We start from the raw sequence: 26,534 nt of genomic DNA on the forward strand, positions 1-26,534 counted from the left end.
TTCATGATTCAGGCGGTGATGGGTTCGGGCAGGTGGGCGGTGATCTCGTCCCAGGCCGGGGCGAGGTGCGCGTAAGCGTTCGCCGCTTGTTCGGCGGTCTGCTCGGTGACGTAGAAGGAGCGCGCCCGGTACCACTGGCCGTCCTGTCCGGAGACGATCGCGACGCCCGGCGTCTCGGCGGCGATGGCGCGAGCGGAGACGAGGGCGGCCGGGTCGAGGTCGCCGAGGGTCATGGTCGCCGTCTCTGGGTCGTTGACCCGGTGGCAGATCCGGCCCGAGCACTGCGCCCGCAGGGCGGTCACCCCAGGCCCGAGGTCAGAGCCGATGCGCTGGCCGCAGCAGAACAGGTAGATGCCGAACGCCCGCCCGAGCTGCGCCACCCGCAGGAGCGCGGTCGAGGTCTTGGCGATCTCGTCCTTCTCCGACTTGTCGGCCATCAGGTAGAGCTCGGCCAGCTCGTCAACCAGGACCACGACCGGCACGGGCCGGATGGCGGGCGGCAGTTGCCAGATGTTGCGGGCACCGGCCTGACGACACAGCCCCATCCGGTCGATCATCAGCCCGACCAGGTCACACAGCAGGTCGACGGATTCGGCGCGGGAGGTGGCCAGCGCTGACAGGCGTGGCGCGTACGGGGTGAACTCGACGCCGCCCTTGAGGTCGAAGCCGACCAGCGCCACCGGCTGTGGCGCGAGGCCGACGATCAGGGCGTTGGCCAGGTTCGACTTGCCGGACTGGGTCGCTCCGGCGTTGAGCCAGTGCGGCACCGTACGGAAGTCGATCACCCATGGTTGGCCGGTCTCCAGCCGACCGACCGTCACCTTCAGCAGCTCCGGAGAGGCCGGGAGCTCGTTGACCTTGACCAGCGGGTCACGCATGGTCGCCATCAGCACCACCCGGCCGGGCCGGTGCGAAGACACCCGCACCGCGTGCACGCCCCAGGAATGCGCGAGGCGTTCGGCGGCGTCGGCGTAGTCGGCAGGTGTCTGGCCTTCCAGGGTGTGCAGGGTGACGCGCCAGCCGTGCCGGGTCGGCTTGGGCAGCCACATGAACGGTTTGGTGTCGACGGCGACCCGCTGGAAGCGGCGGCGGACTTTGACCAGGCCGGTGGAGGCGATCGCGCCGGGGACGGTGGTGAACCACCAGCGTTGCCGCTTCTTGGTCAGCCCGCAGCCGAGCGCCACCCGCCGCCAGGAGGCGCGGACGGACAGGGCGATGAGCGGGAAGCCGAGGGCGAGCCAGAAGGAGGGGTAGTGCCAGCGGTGCCAGGCCCAGAGCCCGGCGGCGACGGCGGCCAGGACTCCGAGTGCCCACCAGTGCTGGTCAGACATCGGCGGCCTCCCGCATGGGAAGCAGGGCGTTGGCGCGGTAGGCGATGCCCCAGCGGCCGGCGATCTCCCAGACGTAGCCGAGCAGGCCGACCGCGTTGACCTGGTCGCCGACGTTGATGGGTGGTTCGCCGGTGGTGCCGATCTTGACGAGTTCGATCCGGCCGAACTCGTCTTCGACGGAGACGGTGACTTCGTAGACGGTGTTGCCGTTCTTGTCGGTCTTGATTTCGCCGGTGTCGCGGTTGAGGACGCGCGGGCGGGGGGCTTTGACGCAGGTGATGGCGAGTTTGCTGACATCCACGGGGATCGGGACGGAACGCATGGGCGGTGACCTCCTCTTCCATCGTGAGCAACATAGTTGACCTAGTTGGCTCGGTTGTCAATGTTCCCTCGGTTGGCCAGGTCGAACATTCGTGGTGAGATAGAAGCGCGATGGTCAAAAACACCGGACGCCCCGCCTACCTCCAGATCGCCGACGACCTGCGCGCGCAGATCCGCGGCGGCTCCCTCGCGCCCGGAACCCCGCTGCCGTCCACCACCCGCCTCGCCGAGCAGTACGGCGCGTCCCTGTCGGTGGTGAAGCTCGCCGTCGGCGTCCTGCGTACCGAGGGCCTGGTAATCGGCCAGCAAGGGAAGGGCGTGTTCGTCCGCGACGCCGACGAACTCCCCCCAACCCCGGAGGTCGGCGACGAGCTGGCCGAGTTGCGCGCCACCGTGCAGGACCTGTCCGTCCGGTTGGCGAAGGTCGAAGAGCAGTTGGCTACGTCCACGACACGCCGCCCCGGACGTAGCAGCCGGTAACCCGCCGCGCCAGCGCCGCCGACGCCCCCTCCGGGTTCTGCCGCAGGCTGAGCCGCTTGTCCTCCCGGCGGATGCCGACCAGCACCGCCACGTACCCGACCAGCAGCGCTACGCCGATGACTCCGGCGATGATCAGCAGGATCATGGTCATGACCAGATCACCCCCGCCGAGGCCAGGCCACGCGGAGCGCGCGGAGGACGACGGGTCTCCTCACGCCGGGCGGCACGCCGGGTGCGCTTGGCCGCCTGCTTCTTGATCCACCGCTCCCGCGCGTGGCACTTGCGGCACCGGCTCTGGCCCTCGTCGAGGTGTGCGCCGCAGGCGCAGATGGGTTCGGGGTAGATCTCGTGACTCACTTCGGATCGCCTCCTTCGGTTCGTTGTTCTTGCTTGCGAACCGAGAATGCGACGGAGGGTCAGGACGAGATCACTACACGACGGGACATGTTCAAGACGTCCGGCCTACGATGGCCAGGTCCCCGGACGTCCCATGGAGCGGCAGAGATGGCGAACGAACGGCTACGCGCGGCCCTGCTGCGAAAAGGCGTGTCCATCGCCGATCTGGCCGAGGCCATCCAGGTGGATCCCAAGACGGTCGAGCGGTGGGTGACCAAGGGCCGTGAGCCGTACCGTAAGCACCGGTTTGCCACGGCTTCGTACCTGGGGGTGGACGAGGCATATTTGTGGCCGGAAGCGCTCAGCCCCGAACAGGTGACGTCCGCGTCGCAGAGCGAGATCATCGCGATCTACCCGCACCGCTGGTCGGTGCCTCGGGACATCTGGGGACGACTGTTCGGGGCCGCGTCACAAGAGATCGGCGTCCTGGTCTACAGCGGACTCTTCCTGGCCGACGACAGTGGCATGGTCCGCCTGCTCGGCGAAAAGGCACGCGCTGGAGTCCGCGTGCGCATCCTCCTGGGCGATCCGGACTCGACCGAGGTCGCCCAGCGCGGCGCTGATGAGGGTGTGGGCGACGGCATGGCCGCGCAGATCCGCAGCGCCCTGGTGCTCTACAGGCCGATCACCGGTGTGGAGAACCTGGAGATCCGGTTGCACCGCACGGTGCTGTACAACTCGATCTACCGCGCCGACGACGAGTATCTGGTCAACACCCACGTGTACGGCACCCGCGCCGGCAACGCCCCCGTGCTACACCTGCGTCGGGTAGCCGGAGGAGACATGGTCGCCACCTACGCCGAGAGCTTCGACAGGGTATGGCACCAGGCCAAGCCGGTGGAGAGCTGATGGCGCGGCGGATCGACTTCCACCACGACCCTGACGCGCCCAAGCCCAACAGCCTGGTCCCCTCGGTCAACGTCATCGTCACCAACAAGACCGGCGACGTGCTGATGATCCAGCGCACCGACAACGACAACTGGGCCATCCCCGGCGGAGCCATCGATCTCGGCGAGTCACTGCCGCAGGCGGCGATACGGGAGACTCTGGAGGAAACCGGCATCCGGTGTGAGATCACCGGCATCGTCGGCACCTACACCGACCCGGGGCACGTGATCCTCTACACCAGCAACGGTGAAGTACGGCAGGAGTTCTCCATCGTCTTGACCGGCCGAGCGGTATCCGGGGCTCCGGCCACCAGCTCAGAGTCACGCCGAGTGCGCTGGGTGCCGCGTGACGAGGTGCTCTCGCTGCCCATGGCGGCGTCGATGCGGATGCGGATCGAGCACTACCTAGCCGGCACCGGCCTGCCGCACATCGGATAGCGCCGCCTCCACCGCCCGTACCGACGACACGATGCACGGCGTCGCAGCAGCGATCGACCGACTCACCACGTGCTCGGGACCGTACCGGGAGTGGATCTCCGCCAATCGGTCGCGTACGTCGAGATGCCGCCCGTCTGGATCGGTGGTCATGTCGCAGTAGGTGAGCGCCCGCGCGAGGTCCTGCCGTTCCTGGTCGAACTCCTTAGCCAGCACGTCGAGTAGGTCCCGTTGCCGGGCCTCGTTGTCGGCGCAGGAGTGGTAGGCCACCAGGCGGCACAGCCGCTCATCGGCCCCGGCGACGTCGCGCAGGTAGCGGGCGCCGTCGAGTTGATGCATGCCGGTGTCGACCAGGTCCGGGGCGTAACCGATGTCATGCAGCAGGCACGCGGCGATCAACGTGTCAGCGTCCGCGCCGAGGATCGGTGCCAGGGTCTCGGCCTGCTCGGCGACCCCCTGCGTGTGCGCCCAGCGCCGGGGCAACTCCGCCTTCAGCAGATCCTTGGCCAGACCGTAGGCCCACTCAACTTGTCCCACGTGGTTCACGATAGGCAGCAAGGGCGCCCGTGAATCCATAGGGCGAGGCGAGACGTCCCCGGACGTCTCGCCAGCGGGTGTGTCAATCGCAGACGAAGCGGCCCCGGCCGTGCTCGGCCACGATCAGCCCCTCGTGCTCCAGGATGGCCAGGGCCTGCCGCACCGTGTTGCGCGAGGTGGCGAAGCGGCGGCGTAGCGCGGCCTCACTCGGCAGCGCCGCGCCGGGGACGAGGTCGCCAGACTGGATCTGCTCGCGCAGGGTCGCGGCGATCCCCTGGTACCGGTACGAGATGGTTCCAGCTTGCCCGGCGACCACACGGCCCTTGGACGGGACGGTCACCACGAGCCCTTCCTTCTCCAGGAGGGCCAGGCCGCGCCGGACCGTGTTGCGGGCCACGCCGAACGTCCGGCACAGCTCCGCCTCAGAGGGCAGGACCGTGCCGGGCGGGAACTGGCCCGTATGAATCTGGTCGCGGATACGGCTGGCGATCTGGGGGTAGGCGCGCCCGCCGGTCAGCCATCGGCGCTCGGCCATCGTCTCAGCCGCGGTGGGCATCGAGGATCTGATCCAGGTTGATGCTGAGCTCGCCCTGCTCGCCCTCATGCCAGCCGTCGCGGGCAGCCTGCTCAATCCGCTCCACCGCGCCGGCCATCTGGAGGAAAGAGACCCGTTCGTCGCTGCGGTCGCCCCAGTAGAACCAGCAGAACGACAGGTGCACGAACACCCGCCGCATCCGGCCCCGGATGTCAGTCACGTCCAGGGCGGGGCGGCCGTCGGCGGTGATGATGAGCACCGCCGTCACGTCCCGCGCGGACAGGTGCTTGCCGAGGGCGGCCAGCAGCCGTTGTGCGTAGGCGCGTTGCTGGTCCTTGATGGTCTTGCTCGTCTGCATGCCGAGTCTCCCTGACGTCGGTGCGGAGTTCGTGTGCTGTGGGTCGAGGTTCGCCCCGGCGGGTGGGGCGGGAACACCGCAACTTAGGGACGTCTAGGGACGTCTTATGTTAACGTCGCAGCACAGGGTCACCGTCCGGAAGGAGCAGGCCGGTCGTGAACGACAACCTCCGCTACGCCCTGGCCGCCGCCCGGCTCACCGCGACCGATGTGGCCGCCGCCCTGGCCGTCGATCCCAAGACCGTCAGCCGCTGGCTTCAGGGACGTGTCCCGTACCCGCGTCACCGCTGGGCCGTCGCCGATCTTCTGCACGTCGACGAGGCCGACCTATGGCCGGAGGTCGCGCCACGGAACCAGGCACTAGCCGAAGGCGTTCAGGCGATCTACCCGCACCGATGGGCCGTCCCCCAATCAGCTTGGCGCAACCACTTCAGCGGGGCCCGACGCGAGATCGGGATCCTGGCCTACAGTGCGTTGTTCCTCGCCGAGGACCGGGCAGTTCTCGACATCCTCACGGCACGCTCGAAGGCCGGCGTCAAGGTCCGTATCCTCTTGGGCGACCCCGAGGGGGAGGCCGTTGCTCAGCGTGGAGCAGACGAGGGCATCGGCGCCGAGGTGATGGCGGCCAGGGTCAGGAACGCGCTCGCACTGTACCGGCCCCTGCTCCGAGTCCAAGGCGTCCAGATCCGCCTTCACCGCACCGTGCTCTATAACTCCATCTACCAGGCCGACGACGAACTGCTCGTCAACACCCACGCTTACGGCACGCCCGCAGCCAACGCCCCGGTCATGCACCTCACCGGTGGCGACGACGAAGGACCAGCAGCGACTTACCTCACGAGCATGACCCGGATCTGGTCCATCGCTCAGCCCTGCCACCAGTAGCTCAAGCACCATCAGACACAGCTACGGGCAGCCCAGAAAGCAACTTATCTGCTCGTCATCAAGGCCGCCCGCCTGCGGCGGTCGGCGCGTCGAGGCGGTCGCTGGCCGCGCTGCGGCTCTTCGGCCGGTCGCGGCCAGCGCCGCCCGCGCGACTATCGCTGGCCATAGTTACGACTTAGAACAGCCTAGTTCGCTGAGGCACTATCGTTGACAACTCTTCGAGGTCGACGATTGGTGACTGGCGTAGCTGATCGCGGAAAAGAGTGCCGGTGAGTTTCTTTTCGGTGCCAGCCTTGCCGCTCTGACGGTAAACCCACTTACCATCCTCGAGATCTAGGATGTGCAGCCCACGCTTGAGTCGAACATCCGTGAACTCGCTGAGGTCCAGCATGTAAACCTCATACTTCACTCCCGGTTTGTGCTGATCCGAGAGTGCTGCGTGGATGAGGTGTGCGAAGCGAAGGTCAACCAGTTGAGCGAGAATCTCGTAGAAGGGATGTGCCTTCTGGGCGATGTCGACTCGGAAGTAGGTGTATCCAGCTCCCTTGACTTGAGCCGAGAGGACTTCCAGAGCTGCGAGCAGTGTACCGGCCGTTTCGGAAGAGACATCCTGCTCCAGGTCACGCTTCTTACCTCGAGCGGCCCTCCCAGCTGCATCGGCAACGTCTTCCTTGCCCACTTCCCGCGCCTTTGGTCGAGAGCGCGCTGCCACAATCGAGGATGCGAACAAGTTGAGATAGTCGCGCGGAACGCCCCCAGAGCCGAGAACGAGCCGTCCTAGCGCCGTATCCCGTGCAATGCTCGATGGACCGTTGATGCCAGCGGTGGTTGTGTAATTTGCGAGAACCGCCTCGAGGAATTGCTGTGCCTTCTCGGGTTCTTCGAGCGTCACATCCAAGTCGATCTTTGATGCATCATGCGGAATCTCGAGGCCTATACGAGATGACGGTTCGAAGGGGCGGGTCAGACGCTCGATGCTAGCGAGCTTGAGCCAGGCGTCGCAGTCTCGCAGCATACCTGCGACATTGTCTAGAAACTGTGCTTGTATTCCGACCGGAAGCAAGTAGAAGTCATCTATGAACAGGTAAAGGCGTACCAGGTCTTCTCTGAGAATGGCACGGAGCGCAAGGTTGAGATCCGCGATAATCTCACCGACTTGCTTATCCGTATGACTGTCTGCTGCACGGAGAGCAGTCACCCGTGTGTTAGCTTCTTTGATCCTGCTGAAAGATTCACCTTGCGATGACCCTGCATGCAGAACCAGCGAGTTGAGCACTGCTTCGGCTACCACGAGAAAAGCGGAGCCATGGTCCAGCTTGCGCAACGTATGCGCATTCATCCAGACTGAAACATGCCCCTGTTTCTCGGCTAGACGCTTCGCTTCTAGGAGTAGGGCTGTCTTCCCCACGCCGCGACGGCCGTAAACAATGTGATGCCGGGACGCGCCAACTGCTGCGAGGCTTGCTCTAGGGTCTTCGACGTACTTAAGGCTCGGAAGCGCATCCGAGGTGCGTGACCTTGCCTCGAGGAGTTGGATCAATTGATCGACTTTTTGACTGACTAGGATACTGCGCGGCTTCTCTTGTTCCCTTGTCTCTGTTGCTTCATGTGCTGGCCGGAAGGTAACAACGAAGGATTGGTGCTCCGTATCAGCTGCTCGATTAAGTTCTCTTTCGATCGCGCCCGCGAGGCTTTGGGCCGTGATCAGGGCATCCTCGGCAACCCTAACGATGAACCACATTTCCCCAGGAAATGACCGCTCGTCGATCGCGCTGATTGCAATACCAGCCTCATCGAGCGTTTGCTTGATACGGTCTGTATATTGACCTGTGGACATCAGATGTATCCGTTCATTAGGGCGAAGTCTTCGCAGGCGTGGACGAATGCAGCTGCAGTCACAGCTAGGGATCGCGCGTCGTAATCCCAATCTCCAGAGGTGATCGGATATGCATCATAATCTGCCTGATTCCGCGTAAGTCTTGCGTTGACGAGTTCGCTTTCTCGGGTTGCTACATCTTTCATGGAGCTCGGTAGATTTCGCGGGAGAATGTTGTGGCGCTCGAAATCGTCTCCCTGGTTTTCCGCGAAAACTATGGCCCGCGCGGCGTGGTACATAGCATAGTAATGGCGGCTTATTGCAGCGCGATAGTAGTTTCTCAGAAGGAGCTGATCTCCTGCTCGGAGGTGCTCTCCGGCCAGCATCAAGCGATCCGAGGTGGCCTGTTGAATAAGAGGAGTGACGGGGAATGGATATCTTCCGCCGCTGCTGGCGTACGCTGCTAAGACGGTCTTCTTGGCTGTAGAGATATGGAGGAGCACCTGTTCAGTCGCGGTGACCGTAGGCATCTAGCGTCCCTTCTCTACGCAGCCAGCCAACTATCGTAACCTCCGAGTGTGGAGCGCGCCAATCGGACATCGGATATGCAAAACGGCGAAACGGAACCCTTGGCCGATGTGATGGCACGCTGCGTTCGGCGGTAAGTGGCTCTGAGCTTGGAAGAAGCCCCTCGGGCTCTGCAGTTGGCTGACGAACGTAGGTGGCAGCAACGATGCCGGATGTTGACGCGTCCCGGCCACCCTCGCCCGGACCTGGCTGGGGCTTCGTTCACGTGAACAGGGCAATTGACCCACTGGAGAGCGTAAAGCCATCCTGCCGCGGCGGCTTCCGTTCCTCGTGCCTGGCGGCCCTGCAGTACGGGTCCACTTGCCATCGAAGAACGAAGGCTGAGCACCGATCTTGCTAACGGGAGTGCTAACGACGGCTACGGATGACCTTGGACGGCGGGTGCACTGGCTGGCCCTCTCCCTCCTGCCCGAGCAGGCATTCGCGAGCAGGATGGACATCTGAGGACGATCAAGTTCTCACTCGTAATGAAGTGTTCGGCTAAGGCCGTGACGATCGCTGACTTCGGCACTCGCCACACGGGCCAGGGCGATCGGCTGCCGCGGACCGACTCCGTCGGTCCTTGCCATCGGGCACCGGTGAGATCTGTGACGGCAACGTCGGTCACCAAGCTCAGACGAAGGGCACCACGGACGCCGGCTGACTCCTTGCAGCAGATGCGGAGCAGGATGATAGCCACCCGCCGCACGAACCCATCAAGGCGGTGGCGCGTGCGGCCTGGAGGACGTTCTCGCGCGCACCCACCGCCCGGGTCGCCCTGACAGTCGTATCTCGAAGCACGAGACACGCTTTGTAGCTCTGCGTCAAGTCCTTGTCCGGCTATACACGAGGATGGTCTTAGACCAGTCGGTCATTTTTTCGAGATAGGACCGAAGGAATGATCGGCCGCCTCGCGTGAAGGGAAGAACAATCAGAGCAGGAATCGTGAACAGTACCACTGTGACGAGGGGGACAAGCGCAAGCGCTACCACCAGGACCCTGACCGCACTAGCACCAGTGGCCAGCGCAGAGAACGAAAACATCTGCATGGACGTGATCCTTTCCACCGCGTTCAACTCTGTGGGTCCCAGCTTCGTTGGTGCGGCGAGTGTTGCACTCCAACAACGTCCTGTTGCATCGAGATTGGCAACACCTGAGAGATGTGCAACCGTAGAGCGTGTCGGATCGCCCTTCCTCCAAGCTTGATCCACTCAGCTCCGAGTTGGAGCCCGAAGTGCGGGCGTTCGCCGAGCTGATGCGTGAGTATCTCGACATGATGGGCACAAGTCTTCGTGCCGCCAGCAGGATGTGCTATCTGGATCAAGGCACGATCTCGCGCATGCTAAGCGGAGCGCGCGTCCCACACTGGCGCACTGTCGAGCAGTTCCTGAGTGTTGCAGCTCAGCAACAGGGACGTGAGCTCACCCGGGAGGAGCAGATGCAAGCCCGTGAACTGCTCAGATCCGCGTTGCGGGTGCGCAACGCAACCAAGTGGGAGATCGAGCGGCTTGAGCGAGAGCTTGAAGAAGCTCGAGAAGAACAACGCTACTCCGCCGCGCGAGAGAAGCTAGTGACGAGGGAGCTAGAGGCACGTAATAAACAGATTGGCCAACTAGAGGAACAAATTAGAGAGATACAAGTACAGAATCGAATGCTGGAAGGATCAGATCGCGCCAAAGCGCAGCGAGCTATTGAACACAATAAAGCCGACTATAACCAAATTCTTAAAGAGCATGACGAGCTTAAGCAGCAGAGAAGCGAGCTAATCGTTGAGCTCAGCAAAGCGCGCGCCGCAAAGGAGGCCACAGAACTTCGCTGCTCGCAACTGATACAAGAACTTGAAGAGGCCAAAGCCAAGCTCGTCGCCGCCGAAAGCTTCAATGACTACTCACAAGAAGAGGGTGGCACGCAGGAAGAAGGCAAGAATGGCGCCCCTCCGATGTTTAATACTGGTCAACCATTAACCGTGCGCGAAAAAAAGGCAATAGAGCGCGCACTGGATCGAAAAACACTTCAAGTCAACACCGCTTTTGTGTATCTACTTTCCTTTGCGATGTCCGCCTATCTCGGATGGGTGTTCTCGTCAGTGGCACATAGCTCTATGTTGAGCGGTGCGACACTATGGGGCGTCCTTGTTCCTGTCCTCCTAACTCTTGCAGCTACACGCGTGAGGCGTCCCCAAGGTTCGTGGTCAAAGCACCTGATCGTTGCCGCAGCGATAGTCGCCATATGCTTCTTTTTAGGTAATCGACTTTGGCCCTGAAGGCCCCTTGCGGCTGGAATGCAGCCGTTGGACGGCACTGGAAGGTTGAGCCCTCGCCTCCCAATGGCCACGGGAGAGGTGACAGCAGCGCTGACAGCAACGTCCCCACACTCTGACGCATCCGCGCCACCGTCCACACGCCCCTGACCACGGTCTCGACCAGTCGAGCAAGGTGATTGCTCCGCCTGAAAAGCGGAAGGTCGGCGGTTCGACCCCGCCCCTGACCACCTCATCTGACCAGCAAGAATGCCCCGTAGCGATCATCGCTTCGGGGCGTTTCTGTGTCTGCTGACGGCAACCCTGACGGCAACGTCCTCCACCTACAGCCTCGCGAGCAGTTGAGAGAGTCCATAGAGTTCGCGCGGCCCGTGGGAGATATGGGCATAATGTGATCTATGGGAGGTCGCGCGCGCCGCCGGAACCGGCGGTCCACACAGCCGCGGCCTGTCGATGCCCTCATACCGGGCCTGGCCGCGATGGGCGCCGCAGCCGCTGGCTTCGATGAAGTGCCGACGCCATCCCAGGTAGTGTTCATGCTCATCTCCGGCAGCATGACCAGCTGGATCGCCTGGCGCGGGGCGCGGTGGAGACACGGCGATAAATCGTCGTCCAAGCGTGGTGTTGCCCTAAAAAGTCCTAGCATCTTTGGTGGCTTGAGCGTGCCCGAAAACAGAGGATTGGTAATCCTGGCGGCCTGAGCCCCCAGGTCACAGACATAAGGGCCTCCCCAAGCGGGGAAGGCCCTTATCTCTTACTGGAGCGAATCTCCGAGCCGTCGGAGTGCTTTCCGTTTCTCGTCGAGAGAAGCGTGAGCATAGATCGTATGGTGACCTCGATGTCGCTGTGGCCGACGATTTCGGGCACGATATGCGGCGGGACGCCGAGGTCCAGGAGGAGGCTCACGCAGGTGTGCCTCATGTCGTGAAGGCGTATCTCACCGAGGCCGGCGGCCTGACGGACGGCTCCCCAGCTTCGGTGGAGATTCTCGGGCTCCATCGGCGTTCCGCGCCGAGACGGGAAGACGAGCCCATGATCCTCCCAGCCAGGCCAGGCGTCTGACCGCTCGGCGAACTGCTGCCTACGGTGCTCCTTGAGAGCATCGACACCGATCTCGGGCAGCGGGATCGTGCGCTCGGAGTTCTCCGTCTTGGGACGGACGAACCGGAGCTCGCCATCGACGCGCTGGAGAGTCTGGACCACCTCCGAAGTGCCCGCGTCAAGGTCGACGTCCTCCCATCGAAGGCCGAGCAGTTCCCCGCGCCGCAGGCCGAGGCAGAGCGACCTTCAGCACGCGTCGCGCCTGCTCGGTCGTCAGACCATGGTTCACCTTGTACGAGGGCACGGAGACCGTGACGAGCTTCGCGACGTTCCGCGGAATGATCTCCTCACGTACGGCCCGTTCGAGCGCGTTCCGAAGGACCGCGTGGATGGACTGGATCATCCGTGTGGACAGATACGACCCCGCAGCATTTCGGAGCCTCAAGGGCGCAGCACGTGGGCCGCTCACGGGAGGCGTCCCATCCGTGCTTGCAGCACTGGCATTCCTTCCGGACGCGGTTGATGAAGACCCGAACGTCTCGCTACCCGTCGGCGGAATCAGGCCGGGCGCTCAGGGCATCAAGCGGCCTGCCGACCGGTGATGGCGTCGACCGAGTCGTGCACCTGGGTGCGCAGGTCGTCCACGTCGACGCCGACGAGGCGCCCGGCCCACTTGCGGACGCGACCGGCGACCCAGACCGAGGTGATGTTGCCACGGTCGGCACCGAGCACGAGAGTCCCGACCGGGTCGTGCAGCGGCATGGTGTTGAGGTCCTCCGCGTCGACGACGATGAGATCCGCCTGCTTGCCGGGTGTGATGGACCCGGTGGTGTCGTCGAGCCGGAGCGTTCGGGCGCCGGACAGCGTCGCGAAGTCCAGGACGTCGCGTGTCGTGATGCGTACGGGCTCGTTGTCGGTGCCGTAGGCGGCGTGGACGGCGCGCATGCGTTGGACGGCGAGCAGGGTGCGCATCTGCGTGAACATGTCCGACGCGAGCGCGACCTCGACATCCACCGACAGACCGGGCCGGATGCCGTGTTCGAGCGCCTCGTCGACCGGTGGGACGGCGTCTTCGAGGCCGATCTGCATGTCGGAGGTCGGCGCGAGCGACACGGTGACGCCCGTGTCGCGCATCGCGGACCACGCGTCGCCGGACAGGGCCGTCGAGTGGATCGACTCGATGTGCGGTCCGAGCAGTCCTTCTCGCTCCCACCGCACGATCGCCTCGGACGCCGCCGCCCCGAACATGACGTCGAGGCTCACTCCGATGTCGAGGTCAGCCGCGACCCGGGCCAGGTCGTGGCCGTAGGCGAGGCGTGCCCCGGCGATATCAGGGGTGGCGAGAGCGGCGAGTCTCAGCGTGACCAACTGGTCGTCGGCGGAGAAGTAGGTCGTCCGAAGTCGTGCCAGGTCGTGCGGCCACTGCTGGTCCCAGTCGCCGAAATGCGGGCTCATCGACGCGTGTACGCCGCGGATGCCGGATTCGAGCAACGCGGTGATCGCGGCGTCGGAGTGCTCGCCGGTTCGGGAGTTGTGGGAGAAGTCGAGCATCGTGGTGATCCCGCAGTCCAGCGCCGTGAGCGCCGCGAGGCGGGTTCCGACGTACATGTCGTGCGGCTGGTACAGCGGCGCGACCTGCATGAGCGTGGACTGGAGATAGCCCGCGAGGTCGTTGACGTCGGGGATGGTGCGCCGCATCTGGGCCTGCCAGGAGTGCCGGTGCGTGTCGACGAACCCGGGGGCGACGATGGAACCCGACACGTCGATGACGATCGCGTTCGCCGCCGTCAGGCCGCGGCCGACCTCCGCGATCCGATCGCCGCGCAGGAGCACGTCGGCGTCTTCGAGCGTCCCCAGTACGGGGTCCACGGTCACCACGGTACCGCCGGTGAGCAGGACCAGACGGTCCGGATCACGCTCGGCGGTGGTGAGCGTTTCGAGGGTGGGCAGGAGGTTCTCTGTCATCGGACGTCCTTACGGCGCATCGTGTAGCCGGCGTGGTGCAGGGTGTCCCCGTCGAATTGGCCGAAGGCCCAGAATCCGAGGTCGTCGAGATAGTCGATGCGGTCGCCGTCGATCCAGTAGCGGCCTTGGTACGCGTGCGCGCGTCCGCCGCGGGTCTCGTCGTAGCGGCCGTCGGCGGTCAGCTCCTGGTGCAGGAAGTCCTCGGTGTCGATCCAGACGCCGACCCGGTCCGGGTCTACGCGGCCCGTGACGCCTCCGTCGGCGTCCGTCGTCGCGGGGTGCCGCGACGACGGGGCGAGCACGGTCCCGCCCCATGCGATCGGCACGCCGTCACGCAGGACCGCGCGCAGCCGCCCCGGATCGGTCAGCGAGGTACGCAGCGCCGTGGGCAGGTCCGGCGCGTCGGCGTCGTCCAGGACTGCGAGGTGCGCCGGGACACCCGGGGTGAGCGTGCCCGAACCCGCTGTGCCCGGACCCTCTGTGTGCGGGGCGTACGCGAGCATGGCGCTGAGGTCCAGGACGGCGGGGATGATCGTGGTACTCGTGGCACGGATCACCACGGCGTCGTCGTCTTCGGCGGCGGTGATGATGCCCGGGCCGACGCCGACGACGAGTCCTGCGCCGATCAGCACGTCGGCGTGCTCCATGGTCCCGATGACCGGGTTGAGGGTGTGCACGGTGGCATCGGTCAGCAGCAGTGGACGAGCGGCGCCCGTGAGGACGGCGTCAAGGTCAGCGGAAGTGAAGATTTCGGTCATGCGTTTGATTGTTGACAGGGCCTGGTCAGGGGAGAAGGCCGTGTTCGTCCTGGGTGCACTGGGACCAGGCTCCCGGCCGCGGGGAAAACTAGCCTGGTCGGCATGACAACCTCAAGACTGGGTGACTACCTACAGGCCCGGCGCGCGCAGGTGGCGCCGCCCGATGTCGGTCTGCCCGAGGACGGGCGGCGGCGCGTCCCCGGCCTGCGCCGCGAAGAGGTCGCGATGCTGGCCCGCATCAGCGTGGACTACTACCTGCGGCTGGAGCAGGGGCGTGAGCGGCGGCCATCGCCGCAGGTCCTGGACGCACTGAGTGACGCGCTGCTGCTGGACGACGACGGCCGGCTGCACCTGTACCGGATCGGGGGGGTGATCCCGCCCCCACGCCGGCAGGGCAGCATCGAGCAGGCGGCCCCCCAGTTGCTGGCATTGGCCGAGCTGTGGGACCGCACGCCGGCCCTGCTCCTGGGACGGGCCTACGACGTCCTGGCCGCGAACACGTTGGGGCGCGCGGTCTTCGACCACCTCCAACCCGGCACGAACCTGCTGCTCGCGATTTTCCTCGACCCGTCGGTTCGCTCGTTCTACATCGACTGGGAGAAGGCCGCGGCCAATGTGGTCGCGGGATTCCGTTTCCTCGAAGGCGCCTGGCCGCACGACCCGAGGATCCAGGAGGTGCTGCGGACTGCCATGGAGAACAGCCGCGAGTTCGCCGACCTCTGGCGGCGGCGGGACGCACGCGGCAAGAGTGACGCCGCGAAGGTCCTGCTTCATCCCGATGTCGGCGAGCTGACCCTGCAGCTACAGGCCTTCGACGTACGCTCCGCTCCAGGGCAGCAGTTGATCGTCTACCACGCTCAGGAGGGCACCCGGACCGCGAACGCGCTGCGTCTGCTCGGCTCGCTGACGGTGACTCGCTCCGGAGACCGGGACGATATGCGAGGGAGGACCTCGTGAAGACCCGCCTCGAAACCATGGTCGGCGGCATGGGCGTCGCCGTGTTCCTCGCCGGAGGTCTCGCCGCGTGCTCCGCGGGGCCGGACAGCGAAGGACTCGCAGGCCCTGACAACGCGGCGCAGCACGGCCGGCAGGAGACGCCGTCACCCGCCACGGCGACACCGCGGACACGCCCGGACGAGAACGGAGAGGCGTCACCGCACCCGTACGTCGGAATGTGGGTGACGGCCGACGGGCACATCCGCCAGGAACTGCTCGCGAACGGCCGCTACGACGAGGCCCGCGGAGAGCGGGAGAGCGCCTACACGGGTTCCTATGTGGTCTCCGGGACCCGGATCGAGTACGCCGACGACACCGGATTCAGCGCGGACGGGACGTTCGACGGAGACGTACTGCACCACGGGGGCTACCTCTTCTACCGAGAGGGCAGCGACGCGCACCGACGAGCCGAGGAGGAACAACGGTGACGAACGGGGCACGGGCGGCGTCGACGACGATCGGCACACCCGTCCTGCTCATCACCACACCCGAAGGTTTTCAAAGAGCGTTCTTCGGTCCCGCCCGCGTACCCGTTCGGCCTCTCGTCAGGTCGCGGCGTCAGCCGGTCATGATGGCGATTCCCGGGAATGCGGAGGTCGCGTTGCTCCACGGCGCGTAGTACAGCCGCCAGGAGCAGACCCGGCCGGTGACGACGTAGCCGGTGCAGGGCACCTGAGCACTGGTGTCGATGAGGGAGATGACCCCTACCGCGTACTGCTGGGTGATGCCGGACGGTTCCGGAGTCTCCACCGGGCCGCCGCTGTCGCCCTGGCCGGCCGCGTTCTTGTACGTCGGACTCTCGGCGCGGACCAGGCCACGGAATGTGTCTCTGGGACCGAAGATCGTGACGTTGATCGCCTTCACCTGGCAGAGGCAGACGGTGCCCGAGTAGGCGCCGGAGGTGCAGAGCCACATGCCCACGTAGGAGGCGGAGGTGCCGACGACCGGGTTGCTGAACTCCGAGGGTGTGGCGGCGGGGTCGTTGTTGTAGACACGACCGGCGGTGTTCGCGCGGATCAGCATCACGTCGCGGCTGGTGTTGGCGTAGGCGATCGGGCCGATCACCTGGCCGGTCGGGTCGGTGGCCGTCTGCCCGACGCTGCCGCAGTGGGCCGCGGACAGCATCCAGCTCACCCCGCCGAGAGTGACGGCGAAGCCCGTCGAGCAGCCGAGCCCGGTGCCGGCGTTGCGCCAGGCCGCGCCGCCCAGCCAGGGTGCGTCGTCGTTCCAGCGGCTGGCCGGGGCCGGCGTGACGCCGGCCTCCACGGTGACCGGCACCGCCGAGCCGGCGACCTTCGAGCGGGTCAGGCCGTGGTCGGCGCCCGAGACCGTCAGGCCCGAGCCGTCGACGTTCGGCGCGATCGAGGTGATCGCGCCGCCGGAGGCGCGGACCAGACGGTTCATCTCGCCCTCCAGCTCCCGGGCCGAGTAGGCCGCGGGCAGGACACTGACCGGGACGTCCCGGCGCAGTCGGCCGACCAGGTCGTCGATGCGCTCGGGGGTGTCTCCCTTCCAGTAGACGCGCAGTTCACGGTTCTCCGGCGCCGCGACGATGCCGGCGAACCCGGTGTCGTCCCGCGTCTTGACGGCGGCGGTGACGCGGTCGGCGGCCTTGACCAGCTTCTCCTGGGTGGCCACCAGCTCCTTCCAGGAGGCGAAACCACCCGGGACCTCGGCGGTGTCGCCGATGTCGGCGGCGTCCTTGACGGCGGCGGGGGCTGCGGTGGCCTGGACGGCGCCCACTGCGACCATGGCGAGGGCGACTCCCAGCGCCACTGCCAGGCGTGCGGTGATTGGGGGGATTTTCACCGGAGGCTCCTCTGTGCTTACTTGAAGGGATGCCTCCGATATTTCATGTGTTTACGGGGCAATCAATATCTTGACATCGATTTTTAGAGTGGTAAATCAATATAGTCAGACAGCTTTGTGATCCCGAGGAGTTCCCCACGGCGCAGGCCGAGGCGGAGCGCGGTGTCGACGCTTCAGCTGCGCGGGGGAAGAGCGGTTCCTGCTGGGTGCGGCGGTATCGGACGTTCGGGCTGCGACGGCTGCCACCGACGTGCGCGGAGGAGACGGCCCGCCGAACAACGCCGCACCCGCGATCGTGGCGATCGCTGTGGCTTTGTTCACTGAGGTTCGTCCGCGTCACCACGTAAGGGCTTCTCCCGAGGGTGAACGAGGAGATTGTCAGAGCAACGCGGCGAGGTCCGCCGGTCGCGTGAACATCGGCCAGTGGCCGGTCGGCAGCTCGACGAAGGTCCATTGGGGTGTGCCGAGCTCGGCGAACGCCGGATTCCCCGAGGCGATCAGCTCGCGAATCACCGCCACCGGCATCGTCGAGGCGACCATGGTCTTCGGCGTCGCCGGGATCCGCCCCGGCCGCTGAACCGACTGGGTGACCGCGCCCCACGGCTCCGCCGTCGCCTTCGCGCTGATCTGCGCCCAGTACTCCCGGGTCAGTCCGGCGAACATCCCCTCTCCCTCTTCGAAGGCGGGCGGGTCGAGCGCACAGCCGTCCCCGACCTGAGCGCGCCAGGCCTTCTGCGTGGCCTCGTCATTGAAGTCGATCACCGCCACACCGGACGGCAGCGGCGCGGTGTCGACATAGACCACCCGGCTGAGCCGATCGGGATGCCGGTCGGCGACCGCGGTCACCGGGACATTCGCCCCGCTGTGCCCGACCAGGACCACCTCCTCCCATCCGTCCATCGCCGCGAGGATGTCCAGGACATGGGTCTCCACGCCGACCTCCGGCGACAGCTCCCCGGCCCGCTCCGCCAACCCCGTCAGGGTGACCGCCCGCACCTGGTGTCCCGCGGCGCGCAGCTCTTGCGCCACCTCGTCCCAGGCCCAGGCGCCGAGCCAGAAGCCGGGAACCAGCACGTAGTTCGCCATCTCATCGTCCTTCCAGTGAGCCGACGTCGCTACGCTAAAGCTGATAGCGGACAGAATCCGCCCGGATTAAGAGGTGAACCTGTGTCATATCCGGCGACCCGGATGCTGGCGATGCTCGAACTGCTCCAGGCACACCACGAGTTGGGCGGCCGCGACCTGGCGCAGCGCCTCGGTGTGGACGAGCGGACCGTCCGGCGCTACGCCGCCCGGCTCGCCGAACTGGGCATCCCGGTCACCGCCGAGCGCGGCCGCTACGGCGGCTACCACCTGATGCCCGGCTACAAGCTGCCCCCGCTGATGCTCACCGACGACGAGGCCACCGCCGTGGTTCTCGGCCTGCTCGCCGGACGCCGCCTCGGCCTCGCCGCCGAGGCCACCGAGGCCGCCCTGGCCAAGATCCGGCGGGTGCTGCCGATCACGCTACGGGAACAGGTCGGCGCGCTGGAGGAGACCTTGGGCTTCACCCTCGCCGAACGTGCGGCGCCGACACCCGCGAGCCGGGCCGTGCTGACCCTGGCCGCCGCGATCCGCGACCGCCGCCGGGTCACCCTGCGCTACCGCTCCTGGAAGGGCGACCAGACCGAACGCGAACTGGACGGCCACGGCCTGGTCTTCCACTCCGGCCGCTGGTACGTGACCGGTCACGACCACCGGTCCGGCGAGACCCGCACCTTTCGGCTCGACCGGATCTCCACCGTCGTGCCGGGGGCTGCCTCCTACGAGATTCCCGAGGAGTCCGACCCGGTGCGGCAGGTGACCGCGTCGCTGGCCCAGGTGCCGTACGCGCACGTCGTCGAGGTCGTCCTGCACGTTCCCCTCGCCGAGGCTGCCCGCCGCGTCCCGCCGTCGGTGGCCACCCTCACCGAGGCCCCGGAGGGAGTCCTCCTGCGGATGCGGGCCGAGTCCCTGGACGGCATGGCCGCCATGCTCGCCGGGCTCGGCTTCCGGTTCACGATCGTGTCGCCGAGGGAACTGCGGACCGCCGTCCAGCGCCTGGCCGAGCGCCTGCTGACCTTCGGCGCCGACGGCGACCGTCAGCCGACATGCCACTGAGGTGCGACCCGGGACGGAGCCGAGTCGCACCGCGCTGAACGGCACCGACCACCGCAGTCATGACGAGCGGAACACAGCGATCGGCGCCTACGTACGCCGGCGCAACGCCCAAGCCCAGCCCAAGGTCCGTCGGTCGTCGAGTCTGCGGGAACATTCGTCCAAGACTGATGGTCTAGCGTCCGTGCATAGTCCCATCATGAGTAAGTACGAGTTCGAGCGCTCGCATCGGATGCACGTGGTCCACAACGGCCCGCGACAGGCGCCGCCACTGCTGCTCATCCACGGATCGGGGGCTTCGGGCGCCTCCTGGAGCCCGATGGTCCCGGAACTCGCCGGCCACCATCACCTCATCCGGGTCGACCTCCCAGGCTGCGGCCAGTCCCCGCCCGCGCCATCGTACGAGGTGCCCGACCAAGCAGCCCGGGTGGCGGCGGTGCTCGACGACCTCGGCCTTGGTCCCGTCACCGCGGTGGGGCACTCCAGCGGCGGCTACGTCGCCACCGCGCTGGCAGAACAGCGCCCCGACCTGGTGAGGTCGCTCGTGCTGATCAGCACCGGCCCGAGTCCCGCTGCGCTGCTTCCGCAGCCGTTCGTCCTCCGGGTCCTGTTGGGCCCGCCTCTCGGTCCCTTGTTGTGGTCGAGGCGTTCGGACGCGATGATCCGCAGAGGGCTCAGCGCGACGGCCGCTCGCCCGGTGCAGATCCCGGACGACATGGTCGCCGAACTGCGAGGGATCTCCTACCGCGTGTTCAGGACGGTGCTGCGCCGAAACAGCGCGTACATCGCCGAGCGAAGCGTGCCCGAGCGTCTGGCCGCCCTCCAGGTACCGGTTATGGTGATCTTCGGCGCCGCCGACCCCCGCTGGGAGCCGTCGTCGGCGCACCAGTACGACGCGGTGCCCAGCTCCCGGGTCGAACTGCTGCCCGGCGTCGGGCACCTACCCATGTTGGAAGCCCCCGAGACGACCAGCGAACTGCTGCTGGGCTTTACGGAACATGCCACTGGCACCAGGCCCGCGATCCCTGACGCCTAGAGTGGTCATGTGCTGTCGACAGGGGCACCACCCGACTGGGCGCAGGTGGAGGTCGCCGTCCCGCGCCTATCAGGTCGGCTGCCGGGGATCAGCATGGCCGGGTTCCATCACCGTTCCCCCGCACCCGTCGACATCGCCATGGTCGCGCACCCGTCTGTCACCTTGCTCGTCGATCTGAGCGACGGAGAAGGCATCGTCTACGACATCCACGGCCGACGCGAGCGCGGCAGTGTCGTCGTCGGGCTCCTCCCAGGCGATTTTCGAGCAACCGGCCGAGGGGTCGGACAGTGCCTCCAGATCCGGTTCGAGCCGGTGGCGGCGGCCGCGGTGTTCGGCGCATCGATCGAGCTCACCGGGACGCTGGTAGCCCTTGAGGATGTCTGGGGTCGCGACGCCGAGCAAGCCGAGGACAGGCTGCGCGCCGCTGCGTCATGGGACGAACGGTTCACGATCGTGGCGGATGTCCTCGGCCCACGGCTGCGCGCCCGCCCGCCGGTTCATCCGGAAGTCGCCTACACCTGGCGGCGGACGCTCACCAGCCGGGGGCGGGTGCGAGTCGACGGCCTGGCGGACGAGGTCGGCTGGAGCCGCAAACGCCTGTGGTCCCGATTCCGGTCCCAGCTCGGCATCACCCCCAAACGCGCCGCCCAACTGGTGCGCTTCGACCACGCCGCCCACCTTCTCGCGGCGGGTAACGCCGCCGCCGGCGTCGCCGCCGAGAGCGGCTATGTCGACCAATCCCACCTCCACCGTGAGGTCAAGACGTTCGCCGGGCTCACGCCCACGGCCGTGGCCGCCGCGCCGTGGCTCGCGATCGACGACGTTGCGTGGCCGGCTTCATCGCCAAACCGGAGCCCTGCGAAGAATGGCGAACGCAGCCCCGACCTTCGTTGAACAGCCTGCCTACGAAGATGCGGCTTCCACGTGCTGCGTGGACGGCACTGAGGCGTCTCCCAGCTTGCCGAGAGCCTATTGGCTGAGGTGGAAGTTCGGCCTGGGACAAGCCGAGCTGGCAGGACAAACCGCGCAGGTCCACGGGGCGGTCAAGATGCGGCTTCGAGCAGCTTCTTTACCGTCGCCACCCGGTCCGGCAGCGGGCCTGGAGCGATCGGCACGCACTCGTAGCCGAGTGAGGTGTAGGTGTCCTGGTGGATCTGCTCGAATCGCAGGGACTCCTCGAAGGTGATCGATCGCGCGTCGGTCGGTGTGACGAACCCGAGGCTCTGAACGAAGAACACCTTCTTGGCGTAGATCTGCTGAGCTTGGATGCGTTCCAATTCGCGGGACAGAGCCGGAGAGACAGGATGGCCGAGGTAAGTGGCCAGGGCGTAGGTGCAGACGGGCGATCGATCGTAGATCTGTACATCACCGGGAAGGGCCGCGGCCTGTTCCTGCCGGCGGCGCTGCAAGGCGGCGATCGCCCCCACGAAGGACGGCTTCGTCCACGGCTCAGGTTCACCCCGAGCCTGCTCCAGGGCGATGACGTCCGTCGCCGCCTCTTCGACGACGGTGTAGCCGTCACACTCCAGCCAACGCAGGATCGTCGTCTTCCCGGCTCCGGGGGTGCCGGTCAGGATGTAGCGCTTCATCGACCGCCTTCGTACGTCTCGGACATGGACGCGGCCCAGCCCGCTTTGTCAGATGGTGTGATCGGCGGTCATCCGGAGGAGGAGATCCCGAGTTCCGGCCCGCGACAGGAGCGAGGGCCTCAATGATCCGTGCATGAGGACGAGCCTCTGGACCCTCTTGGTCGCACTCTACGTGAAGATCGACCAGGAGATCGCAGGAAACCGGTCGGGTGGGTTGACCGCCACAGCTCAGCGACTCCCGACCGACTTCCGATACAGGCCCTGCCCGCCCTCCGCCTTCTTGACCTCGACGTCGCCTAATGCCCATATCCAGCGCCCGAAGGTTCTGGACGAGCTCTCCGAGATCAGCGGGCAGCACCATGAACCACCGAGCTTGAGGGCGTCCGCGCATCAGCTACCCGCCGTTCCATTTGCCCCGCATGACTTCCAACGGCGGATGAAACTTACATCATCGGGTGCGGAAACCGGCCCGTACGAACAATCGAAGACTGACTCCCCAGAGTGCCCTTGGCCATGCGTTTCACCGTGAGGATAACGGCCGCCGGATTCTTATTGACGAAGTGGCCGATACCGCCGCTAGATCGATATGCGCTAAATCTGTTTTGATCGATATCAAATGCCCGTCCCTCGTAAGGAGAAGCATGCAGAAAGTCAGTTGGCTCCGCCGGCTCGGTCTCGTCTCAGCGGTGGTGGCGGTCGGCCTGGCGACCGCGCCCATGGCCGCGCACGCCGATGGCTATGACACCCCCCGCAGCGCCACTGCTCGGGGGGCGGGCAACACCTACGCGGCCGGGTTAGCGGCGGCCGAACAGCGGGCTCGACAAGACGTCCTCGCGGTCGGCCACGACTGCACCCCTGGGACCTATAGCACGCTGTTGATCTATTCCTCTCCAGGTGGCGGCACATGGGTCTTCGAGTCCACCCATAACGCGATGTGCGTCGACTGATCACGTTGCCGCGGATCGGCGGTTCGGCCCTGCCCCTGACCACCTCGTCTGAAAAGCGCTCCAGGAGTGCTTTCGCTGTGAGGTCCGATCAACGGCAGCGGGCTGATCAGCCTGCGGCGCGCGTGACGGGGTCGCAGTGGACCAACTGCGGCTGCTTCCCCCTGAGGCGGATCGGCGTCTCTTGAAGTCTGTGTCAGTCGCTTGAGGGTCCGTCGGGGATGCCTTGCGCTGCCGAAGCGCAAGGAGCGGATCTGATCAGCCGCCCTCGCCGGGGCGGACCAACCCGGACTCGTAGCCGAGGACCACGGCGTGCACCCGGTCACGCAGGCCGAGTTTGGCGAGTATGCGGGTGATATGCGTCCGTACGGTCGTGGCGGAGATCACCAGCCGGTCGGCGACCTCCTGGTTGTCCAGGCCCCGAGCCATCAGCGTGAACACCTCGAGCTCGCGCGCCGTCAGCCGGGAGAACGCGGCCGGCGGGCGGCCCGGAGGCGGGGTGGCGAGGAACCGTTCGATGAGCCTGCGGGTGATGGCCGGCGCGAGCAGCGCCTCGTCACGGACGACGGTCCGGCAGGCATGGACGAGGTCGGGAGGGTCCACGTCCTTGAGGAGGAACCCGCTGGCGCCGGCGCGCAGCGCGTCGTGGACGAGGGCGTCGTCGTCGAAGGTGGTGAGTATCAGGACCTTGGCCGTGGCGCCGGCCCTCGCCAGTTCACGCGTCGCGCCGATCCCGTCGAGCACGGGCATCCGGATGTCCATGAGCACGAGGTCCGGTCGGAGCTCGCGGGCGGCGCCGACCGCCTGCCGGCCGTCGGCGGCCTCGCCCACGACCTCGAGATCTTCCTCGGTCTCCAGGATGAGCCGGAACCCGGCGCGTACGAGCGACTGGTCGTCGGCCAGCAGGATCCGGATCACGCCACGCTCACGGCCCGCACCAGGGGCAGCCGCGCGTGGACGCGGAAGCCTCCGCCCGGCCGGGGCCCGGCCTCGAGGTCGCCCCCGCACAGCCGGGCCCGCTCCGCCATCCCGATCAGGCCGTAGCCGGCCCGCTCGGGTGTCCCTGGCCGGGTGGTGCCGTCGTCCTCGATCGTGAGACGCACGGCATGCTCGTCCACGACCACGAGGGCACGGGTGGGTGCGCCCGGGGCGTGGCGCATGACGTTCGTGAGGGACTCCTGGACGATGCGGTAGGCGGCCAGGTCGACCGCCGGCGGCAGCCCGCCGACCGGACCCGTGACCGTCAGCTCGACCGGCACGCCGGCGGCACGCATGTCGTCGGCGAGGTCGCCGAGCCGGGCCAGGGAAGGACGCGGCCCGGCCGCGGGCACGCCGTCGAGGCCCAGCAGGAACCGCAGCTCGGAGAGCGCGGACTTCGCGGTGGCGCGCACCGAGGCGGCCACGGAGCGGGCCTTGCCCGGGTCGGACTCCACGATGCGCTCGACCGCGCCGAGCTGGACCACCACGACGCTGACCGTGTGGGCGAGCACGTCGTGCATCTCCCGGGCGATGCGGGAACGTTCCGCGTCCCTCGCCTCACGGGCCCGTTCCTCCCGCTCGTGCTCCAGTTCGCGGGCCAGGCGTCGCAGCTCGGTGATGCGCAGCTGCCGGTCCCGGATGGTGCGGCCCGCGAGCCAGGGCGCGAGCGTGATCAGCCCGGTGAACGCGAAGTCGGCCACGGTCTGTGACGCGGCGAACGGGATCGCGCCCCACACCAGGGCCAGGGCCGCGACCAGGCCGGCGAGCGCCTGGCGGAGCGGGGCGTGGGCGGCGACCGAGTAGACGGTGATGACGAGCGCGATCACCGCCGCGTACCCCTGGCTCGTGACGTCCGCGCCCAGGCCCTCCGCGACGAAGAGGGCCGACCACCCGATCAGGACGGCCGGCAGGGGCCGTCGCCGCCGCCACGCGACGGGCGCCGTCATGGCGACCGAGACGATCAGCGCCGTCGCGCCGCCGTCCCCGGCCATCACCTGCCCGGCGCCGAGCGCGACGAGGACGGCGGCCACCGTGAAGTCGACGAGCCGCGGCCGGGCCCGCAGCCACCGCGCCAGGGCGCCGGCGCCGTCGTCGGTCATGGCACGAACCATAGCGGCGCGCTGTCCGTGCGGCATCGCCCCGGGGAGGTAGGCGCGTACGAGCGGGCTCGTACGCGGTTCGGCGTGACCTCCGACGATTCCGGCGCCGGTCGTCCCTAGCGTCGGCGGCACAGCCGCTGCTCCCCCGGAGGTCCCCATGTCACGCCGAAGCACCGCCGTCGCACTGCTCACCGCCGCCGTCGCCGGCCTGGCCGGCACGATCCTGCTGCCGTCGTCCGCCGACGCCGCCGCGCAGCTCGCCCTGATCGAGGCTCGGCCCGCCCTCTGGATGGGTGCGAACGTGCTGCTCGTCGTCTCGTTCCTGTGCTTCGCCGGTGCCCTGCTCGGGCTCACCGGGCTCTTCCGCGCCCAGGGTTCGCGGCTGGGCGTCACGGGGGCGGTCCTCGCGGCGCTGGGGTGGGCGCTCCACATCGGTCCCGTCGCGTACGTGATGGCCCAGTACCCGCTGGCCCACCACGCGGACCGGGCGGGTGCGGCCGAGATCGCCGGGGCGATGTTCGCGGCGCCGCCCTTCGCCGTGCTCATCGTCCCGGTGCTGCTGACGACCGTCGTGGGCACTCTCACCCTCGCCGTCGCCCTCTGGCGGACGCGGCTGGCACCGCGGTGGGCGGCGGTGACGCTGGTGGTGGCGCTGGCAGCCGACTTCGCGGCGCCGGACGCCGTGTCCGGGATCATGATGTTCGCTCTGATGGGTGTCGCGCTGGCACCGTTGGCCGCACGGCTGTTCGTGCTGGAGACGACCGACGGGGCTCCTGTGGCCGCGCGGGCGTGACGTACCGGCCCCGCTCAACCGGACCACACGCCGAACCACTGTTCGGCGTCGAACTCCTCGAACCGCGCCACCTCGGTGAACCCCAGCTTCGCCGCGAGGCGCATCGAGCGGTCGTTGGCGGTCTGGGTGGTGAGCACCACCGGCTCGCGGGGAAGCGCGCCGGCGACCCAGTCGAGTGCCGCCGCGCACGCCTCGGCGGCGTACCCGAATCCCCACGCCTCCGGCAGGAACATGTAGCCGAGCTCGACCTCGCCGCCGTCCGGGCGGACGCGACCCGGACGATCGGCCTCGCGCCGCTTGATGTCGACGACGCCGATCATCGACCCGTCGAGATCGACCGCGAACAGGCCGGGGCGGCGCCGGGGCACGGCAGGCAACGCGCGCTCGAACTCGTCACGCGGTCGAGGGCCGCCGAGGTAGGCGCCCACCTCGGGCGAGGTGAACAGCTCGATGATGGCTGTACGGTCCCGGGCCTCGGGCTCACGGAGGACGAGCCGCTCGGTCCTGATGGGGGCGGGCGGCCAGGCGACGGGTCCGAGCTCGGTCATGCGGCCAATGTAATGGCGATCTCCGTGGCGGCGT

The 26,534-nt window shown here is 67.1% G+C and carries 30 protein-coding genes and 1 tRNA gene; 13 read left to right on the forward strand and 18 right to left on the reverse strand.

Annotated elements, in window-relative coordinates; genetic code table 11:
* Positions 1-8 precede the first annotated feature (8 nt).
* Together FR742_RS33315 and FR742_RS33320 are read right to left on the reverse strand one after the other, a co-directional pair.
* Entirely contained in the window at positions 9-1,331 is a 1,323-nt protein-coding gene (locus tag FR742_RS33315) for an FtsK/SpoIIIE domain-containing protein (protein ID WP_148035285.1), read from the reverse strand.
* Positions 1,324-1,653, reverse strand: a complete 330-nt coding sequence (locus tag FR742_RS33320; RefSeq protein ID WP_187281485.1) for a hypothetical protein — start codon at positions 1,651-1,653, stop codon at positions 1,324-1,326. The genes FR742_RS33315 and FR742_RS33320 overlap by 8 nt, the downstream gene beginning before the upstream one ends.
* 110 nt (positions 1,654-1,763) lie before the next feature.
* Between FR742_RS33320 and FR742_RS33325 the strand changes: the two genes are divergently transcribed.
* Entirely contained in the window at positions 1,764-2,132 is a 369-nt protein-coding gene (locus FR742_RS33325; protein WP_148035286.1) for a winged helix-turn-helix domain-containing protein, read from the forward strand.
* Here FR742_RS33325 and FR742_RS33330 read toward each other — a convergent pair.
* A complete protein-coding gene (locus FR742_RS33330; RefSeq protein WP_148035287.1) occupies positions 2,092-2,283 on the reverse strand; it encodes a hypothetical protein in 192 nt (63 codons plus the stop codon). The two genes, FR742_RS33325 and FR742_RS33330, sit on opposite strands and share 41 nt — an antisense overlap.
* On the reverse strand, positions 2,280-2,489 hold the full coding sequence (locus FR742_RS33335; protein ID WP_148035288.1) for a hypothetical protein: 210 nt from the start codon (positions 2,487-2,489) through the stop codon (positions 2,280-2,282). The genes FR742_RS33330 and FR742_RS33335 overlap by 4 nt, the downstream gene beginning before the upstream one ends.
* A gap of 147 nt (positions 2,490-2,636) precedes the next feature.
* Between FR742_RS33335 and FR742_RS33340 the strand changes: the two genes are divergently transcribed.
* Positions 2,637-3,377, forward strand: coding sequence for a helix-turn-helix domain-containing protein (locus FR742_RS33340; RefSeq protein ID WP_148035289.1), 741 nt, complete (start codon positions 2,637-2,639; stop codon positions 3,375-3,377).
* Positions 3,377-3,853 carry an NUDIX hydrolase gene (locus tag FR742_RS33345; protein ID WP_148035290.1) on the forward strand — a complete coding sequence of 159 codons (477 nt, stop codon included), beginning with the start codon at positions 3,377-3,379 and terminating at the stop codon, positions 3,851-3,853. The genes FR742_RS33340 and FR742_RS33345 overlap by 1 nt, the downstream gene beginning before the upstream one ends.
* Here the strand turns inward: FR742_RS33345 and FR742_RS33350 are convergent.
* The 3 genes from FR742_RS33350 to FR742_RS33360 form a co-directional block, all read right to left on the reverse strand.
* On the reverse strand, positions 3,821-4,387 hold the full coding sequence (locus FR742_RS33350) for an HD domain-containing protein (protein WP_261808932.1): 567 nt from the start codon (positions 4,385-4,387) through the stop codon (positions 3,821-3,823). The genes FR742_RS33345 and FR742_RS33350 overlap by 33 nt on opposite strands.
* 82 nt (positions 4,388-4,469) lie before the next feature.
* Positions 4,470-4,943, reverse strand: a complete 474-nt coding sequence (locus tag FR742_RS33355; RefSeq protein ID WP_261808933.1) for a GntR family transcriptional regulator — start codon at positions 4,941-4,943, stop codon at positions 4,470-4,472.
* Positions 4,927-5,280, reverse strand: a complete 354-nt coding sequence (locus FR742_RS33360; RefSeq protein WP_148035292.1) for a hypothetical protein — start codon at positions 5,278-5,280, stop codon at positions 4,927-4,929. The genes FR742_RS33355 and FR742_RS33360 overlap by 17 nt, the downstream gene beginning before the upstream one ends.
* A gap of 155 nt (positions 5,281-5,435) precedes the next feature.
* On the opposite strand from FR742_RS33360, the gene FR742_RS33365 reads away from it, so the two are divergent.
* On the forward strand, positions 5,436-6,164 hold the full coding sequence (locus FR742_RS33365; RefSeq protein ID WP_148035293.1) for an XRE family transcriptional regulator: 729 nt from the start codon (positions 5,436-5,438) through the stop codon (positions 6,162-6,164).
* A 175-nt stretch (positions 6,165-6,339) separates the two neighbouring features.
* On the opposite strand, the gene FR742_RS33370 is transcribed toward FR742_RS33365, so the two are convergent.
* Together FR742_RS33370 and FR742_RS33375 are read right to left on the reverse strand one after the other, a co-directional pair.
* Complete coding sequence (locus tag FR742_RS33370; RefSeq protein WP_148035294.1) at positions 6,340-8,001, reverse strand: ATP-binding protein; 1,662 nt, start codon at positions 7,999-8,001, stop codon at positions 6,340-6,342.
* The gene (locus FR742_RS33375; RefSeq protein ID WP_148035295.1) at positions 8,001-8,510 is read right to left on the reverse strand and encodes a HEPN domain-containing protein; all 510 of its coding nucleotides are present in this window, start codon (positions 8,508-8,510) and stop codon (positions 8,001-8,003) included. The genes FR742_RS33370 and FR742_RS33375 overlap by 1 nt, the downstream gene beginning before the upstream one ends.
* 1,271 nt (positions 8,511-9,781) lie before the next feature.
* Between FR742_RS33375 and FR742_RS33380 the strand changes: the two genes are divergently transcribed.
* The gene (locus tag FR742_RS33380; protein ID WP_148035296.1) at positions 9,782-10,810 is read left to right on the forward strand and encodes a hypothetical protein; all 1,029 of its coding nucleotides are present in this window, start codon (positions 9,782-9,784) and stop codon (positions 10,808-10,810) included.
* 162 nt (positions 10,811-10,972) lie between these two features.
* Positions 10,973-11,037: transfer RNA gene (locus FR742_RS33385), tRNA-Phe, on the forward strand.
* A gap of 517 nt (positions 11,038-11,554) precedes the next feature.
* Here FR742_RS33385 and FR742_RS46140 read toward each other — a convergent pair.
* The 3 genes from FR742_RS46140 to FR742_RS33400 all read right to left on the reverse strand — a co-directional run bounded on the left by FR742_RS46140 (position 11,555) and on the right by FR742_RS33400 (position 14,571).
* Positions 11,555-12,076 (reverse strand): site-specific integrase, encoded by a 522-nt coding sequence (locus tag FR742_RS46140; RefSeq protein WP_315970669.1) that lies wholly within the window; start codon positions 12,074-12,076, stop codon positions 11,555-11,557.
* Between the two features lie 351 nt (positions 12,077-12,427).
* The gene (locus FR742_RS33395; RefSeq protein ID WP_148035297.1) at positions 12,428-13,813 is read right to left on the reverse strand and encodes an amidohydrolase family protein; all 1,386 of its coding nucleotides are present in this window, start codon (positions 13,811-13,813) and stop codon (positions 12,428-12,430) included.
* The gene (locus tag FR742_RS33400) at positions 13,810-14,571 is read right to left on the reverse strand and encodes an Atu4866 domain-containing protein (RefSeq protein WP_148035298.1); all 762 of its coding nucleotides are present in this window, start codon (positions 14,569-14,571) and stop codon (positions 13,810-13,812) included. The genes FR742_RS33395 and FR742_RS33400 overlap by 4 nt, the downstream gene beginning before the upstream one ends.
* Before the next feature lie 102 nt (positions 14,572-14,673).
* On the opposite strand from FR742_RS33400, the gene FR742_RS33405 reads away from it, so the two are divergent.
* Both FR742_RS33405 and FR742_RS46145 read left to right on the forward strand, forming a co-directional pair.
* Complete coding sequence (locus tag FR742_RS33405; RefSeq protein WP_148035299.1) at positions 14,674-15,528, forward strand: helix-turn-helix transcriptional regulator; 855 nt, start codon at positions 14,674-14,676, stop codon at positions 15,526-15,528.
* Positions 15,525-15,995: an Atu4866 domain-containing protein gene (locus FR742_RS46145; RefSeq protein ID WP_261808934.1), complete on the forward strand. Its 471-nt coding sequence runs from the start codon at positions 15,525-15,527 to the stop codon at positions 15,993-15,995. Before FR742_RS33405 ends, FR742_RS46145 begins: the two co-directional genes overlap by 4 nt.
* 130 nt (positions 15,996-16,125) lie before the next feature.
* Here the strand turns inward: FR742_RS46145 and FR742_RS33415 are convergent, their stop codons facing one another.
* Both FR742_RS33415 and FR742_RS33420 read right to left on the reverse strand, forming a co-directional pair.
* The gene (locus FR742_RS33415; RefSeq protein ID WP_148035300.1) at positions 16,126-17,376 is read right to left on the reverse strand and encodes a trypsin-like serine protease; all 1,251 of its coding nucleotides are present in this window, start codon (positions 17,374-17,376) and stop codon (positions 16,126-16,128) included.
* Between the two features lie 378 nt (positions 17,377-17,754).
* Positions 17,755-18,462 carry an alpha/beta fold hydrolase gene (locus tag FR742_RS33420; protein WP_148035301.1) on the reverse strand — a complete coding sequence of 236 codons (708 nt, stop codon included), beginning with the start codon at positions 18,460-18,462 and terminating at the stop codon, positions 17,755-17,757.
* An 81-nt stretch (positions 18,463-18,543) separates the two neighbouring features.
* Here FR742_RS33420 and FR742_RS33425 point away from each other — a divergent pair, with 81 nt between their 5' ends.
* The 3 genes from FR742_RS33425 (at position 18,544) to FR742_RS33435 (ending at position 21,442) form a co-directional block, all read left to right on the forward strand.
* Positions 18,544-19,515 (forward strand): YafY family protein, encoded by a 972-nt coding sequence (locus FR742_RS33425; protein ID WP_148035302.1) that lies wholly within the window; start codon positions 18,544-18,546, stop codon positions 19,513-19,515.
* Positions 19,516-19,711: 196 nt separating this feature from the next.
* Entirely contained in the window at positions 19,712-20,548 is an 837-nt protein-coding gene (locus FR742_RS33430) for an alpha/beta fold hydrolase (protein ID WP_261808935.1), read from the forward strand.
* Between the two features lie 9 nt (positions 20,549-20,557).
* On the forward strand, positions 20,558-21,442 hold the full coding sequence (locus tag FR742_RS33435; RefSeq protein ID WP_261808936.1) for a helix-turn-helix domain-containing protein: 885 nt from the start codon (positions 20,558-20,560) through the stop codon (positions 21,440-21,442).
* A gap of 149 nt (positions 21,443-21,591) precedes the next feature.
* On the opposite strand, the gene FR742_RS33440 is transcribed toward FR742_RS33435, so the two are convergent.
* Positions 21,592-22,137 (reverse strand): AAA family ATPase, encoded by a 546-nt coding sequence (locus tag FR742_RS33440; protein WP_148035303.1) that lies wholly within the window; start codon positions 22,135-22,137, stop codon positions 21,592-21,594.
* A gap of 641 nt (positions 22,138-22,778) precedes the next feature.
* Between FR742_RS33440 and FR742_RS33445 the strand changes: the two genes are divergently transcribed.
* Positions 22,779-23,084: a hypothetical protein gene (locus tag FR742_RS33445; protein ID WP_148035304.1), complete on the forward strand. Its 306-nt coding sequence runs from the start codon at positions 22,779-22,781 to the stop codon at positions 23,082-23,084.
* A 255-nt stretch (positions 23,085-23,339) separates the two neighbouring features.
* On the opposite strand, the gene FR742_RS33450 is transcribed toward FR742_RS33445, so the two are convergent.
* Both FR742_RS33450 and FR742_RS33455 read right to left on the reverse strand, forming a co-directional pair.
* Entirely contained in the window at positions 23,340-23,999 is a 660-nt protein-coding gene (locus FR742_RS33450; RefSeq protein ID WP_148035305.1) for a response regulator transcription factor, read from the reverse strand.
* On the reverse strand, positions 23,996-25,159 hold the full coding sequence (locus tag FR742_RS33455; RefSeq protein ID WP_148035306.1) for a sensor histidine kinase: 1,164 nt from the start codon (positions 25,157-25,159) through the stop codon (positions 23,996-23,998). Before FR742_RS33455 ends, FR742_RS33450 begins: the two co-directional genes overlap by 4 nt.
* Positions 25,160-25,316: 157 nt before the next feature.
* On the opposite strand from FR742_RS33455, the gene FR742_RS33460 reads away from it, so the two are divergent.
* Entirely contained in the window at positions 25,317-25,952 is a 636-nt protein-coding gene (locus FR742_RS33460; protein ID WP_148035307.1) for a DUF4386 family protein, read from the forward strand.
* A gap of 14 nt (positions 25,953-25,966) precedes the next feature.
* On the opposite strand, the gene FR742_RS33465 is transcribed toward FR742_RS33460, so the two are convergent.
* Entirely contained in the window at positions 25,967-26,500 is a 534-nt protein-coding gene (locus FR742_RS33465; RefSeq protein WP_148035308.1) for a GNAT family N-acetyltransferase, read from the reverse strand.
* Positions 26,501-26,534: the final 34 nt, after the last annotated feature.

Source organism: Nonomuraea sp. C10 (genome assembly GCF_008017515.1).
In the GTDB taxonomy this organism is placed as follows: Bacteria; Actinomycetota; Actinomycetes; order Streptosporangiales; family Streptosporangiaceae; genus Nonomuraea; species Nonomuraea ferruginea.

Coding starts and splice junctions, on each gene's coding strand:
- FR742_RS33315 (WP_148035285.1), bottom strand. CDS start 1,331: ATGTCTGACCAGCACTGGTGGGCACTCGGAGTCCTGGCCGCCGTCGCC.
- FR742_RS33320 (WP_187281485.1), bottom strand. CDS start 1,653: ATGCGTTCCGTCCCGATCCCCGTGGATGTCAGCAAACTCGCCATCACC.
- FR742_RS33325 (WP_148035286.1), top strand. CDS start 1,764: ATGGTCAAAAACACCGGACGCCCCGCCTACCTCCAGATCGCCGACGAC.
- FR742_RS33330 (WP_148035287.1), bottom strand. CDS start 2,283: ATGACCATGATCCTGCTGATCATCGCCGGAGTCATCGGCGTAGCGCTG.
- FR742_RS33340 (WP_148035289.1), top strand. CDS start 2,637: ATGGCGAACGAACGGCTACGCGCGGCCCTGCTGCGAAAAGGCGTGTCC.
- FR742_RS33345 (WP_148035290.1), top strand. CDS start 3,377: ATGGCGCGGCGGATCGACTTCCACCACGACCCTGACGCGCCCAAGCCC.
- FR742_RS33355 (WP_261808933.1), bottom strand. CDS start 4,943: ATGCCCACCGCGGCTGAGACGATGGCCGAGCGCCGATGGCTGACCGGC.
- FR742_RS33360 (WP_148035292.1), bottom strand. CDS start 5,280: ATGCAGACGAGCAAGACCATCAAGGACCAGCAACGCGCCTACGCACAA.
- FR742_RS33370 (WP_148035294.1), bottom strand. CDS start 8,001: ATGTCCACAGGTCAATATACAGACCGTATCAAGCAAACGCTCGATGAG.
- FR742_RS33375 (WP_148035295.1), bottom strand. CDS start 8,510: ATGCCTACGGTCACCGCGACTGAACAGGTGCTCCTCCATATCTCTACA.
- FR742_RS33395 (WP_148035297.1), bottom strand. CDS start 13,813: ATGACAGAGAACCTCCTGCCCACCCTCGAAACGCTCACCACCGCCGAG.
- FR742_RS33400 (WP_148035298.1), bottom strand. CDS start 14,571: ATGACCGAAATCTTCACTTCCGCTGACCTTGACGCCGTCCTCACGGGC.
- FR742_RS33405 (WP_148035299.1), top strand. CDS start 14,674: ATGACAACCTCAAGACTGGGTGACTACCTACAGGCCCGGCGCGCGCAG.
- FR742_RS33420 (WP_148035301.1), bottom strand. CDS start 18,462: ATGGCGAACTACGTGCTGGTTCCCGGCTTCTGGCTCGGCGCCTGGGCC.
- FR742_RS33430 (WP_261808935.1), top strand. CDS start 19,712: ATGAGTAAGTACGAGTTCGAGCGCTCGCATCGGATGCACGTGGTCCAC.
- FR742_RS33440 (WP_148035303.1), bottom strand. CDS start 22,137: ATGAAGCGCTACATCCTGACCGGCACCCCCGGAGCCGGGAAGACGACG.
- FR742_RS33445 (WP_148035304.1), top strand. CDS start 22,779: ATGCAGAAAGTCAGTTGGCTCCGCCGGCTCGGTCTCGTCTCAGCGGTG.
- FR742_RS33455 (WP_148035306.1), bottom strand. CDS start 25,159: ATGACCGACGACGGCGCCGGCGCCCTGGCGCGGTGGCTGCGGGCCCGG.
- FR742_RS33460 (WP_148035307.1), top strand. CDS start 25,317: ATGTCACGCCGAAGCACCGCCGTCGCACTGCTCACCGCCGCCGTCGCC.
- FR742_RS33465 (WP_148035308.1), bottom strand. CDS start 26,500: ATGACCGAGCTCGGACCCGTCGCCTGGCCGCCCGCCCCCATCAGGACC.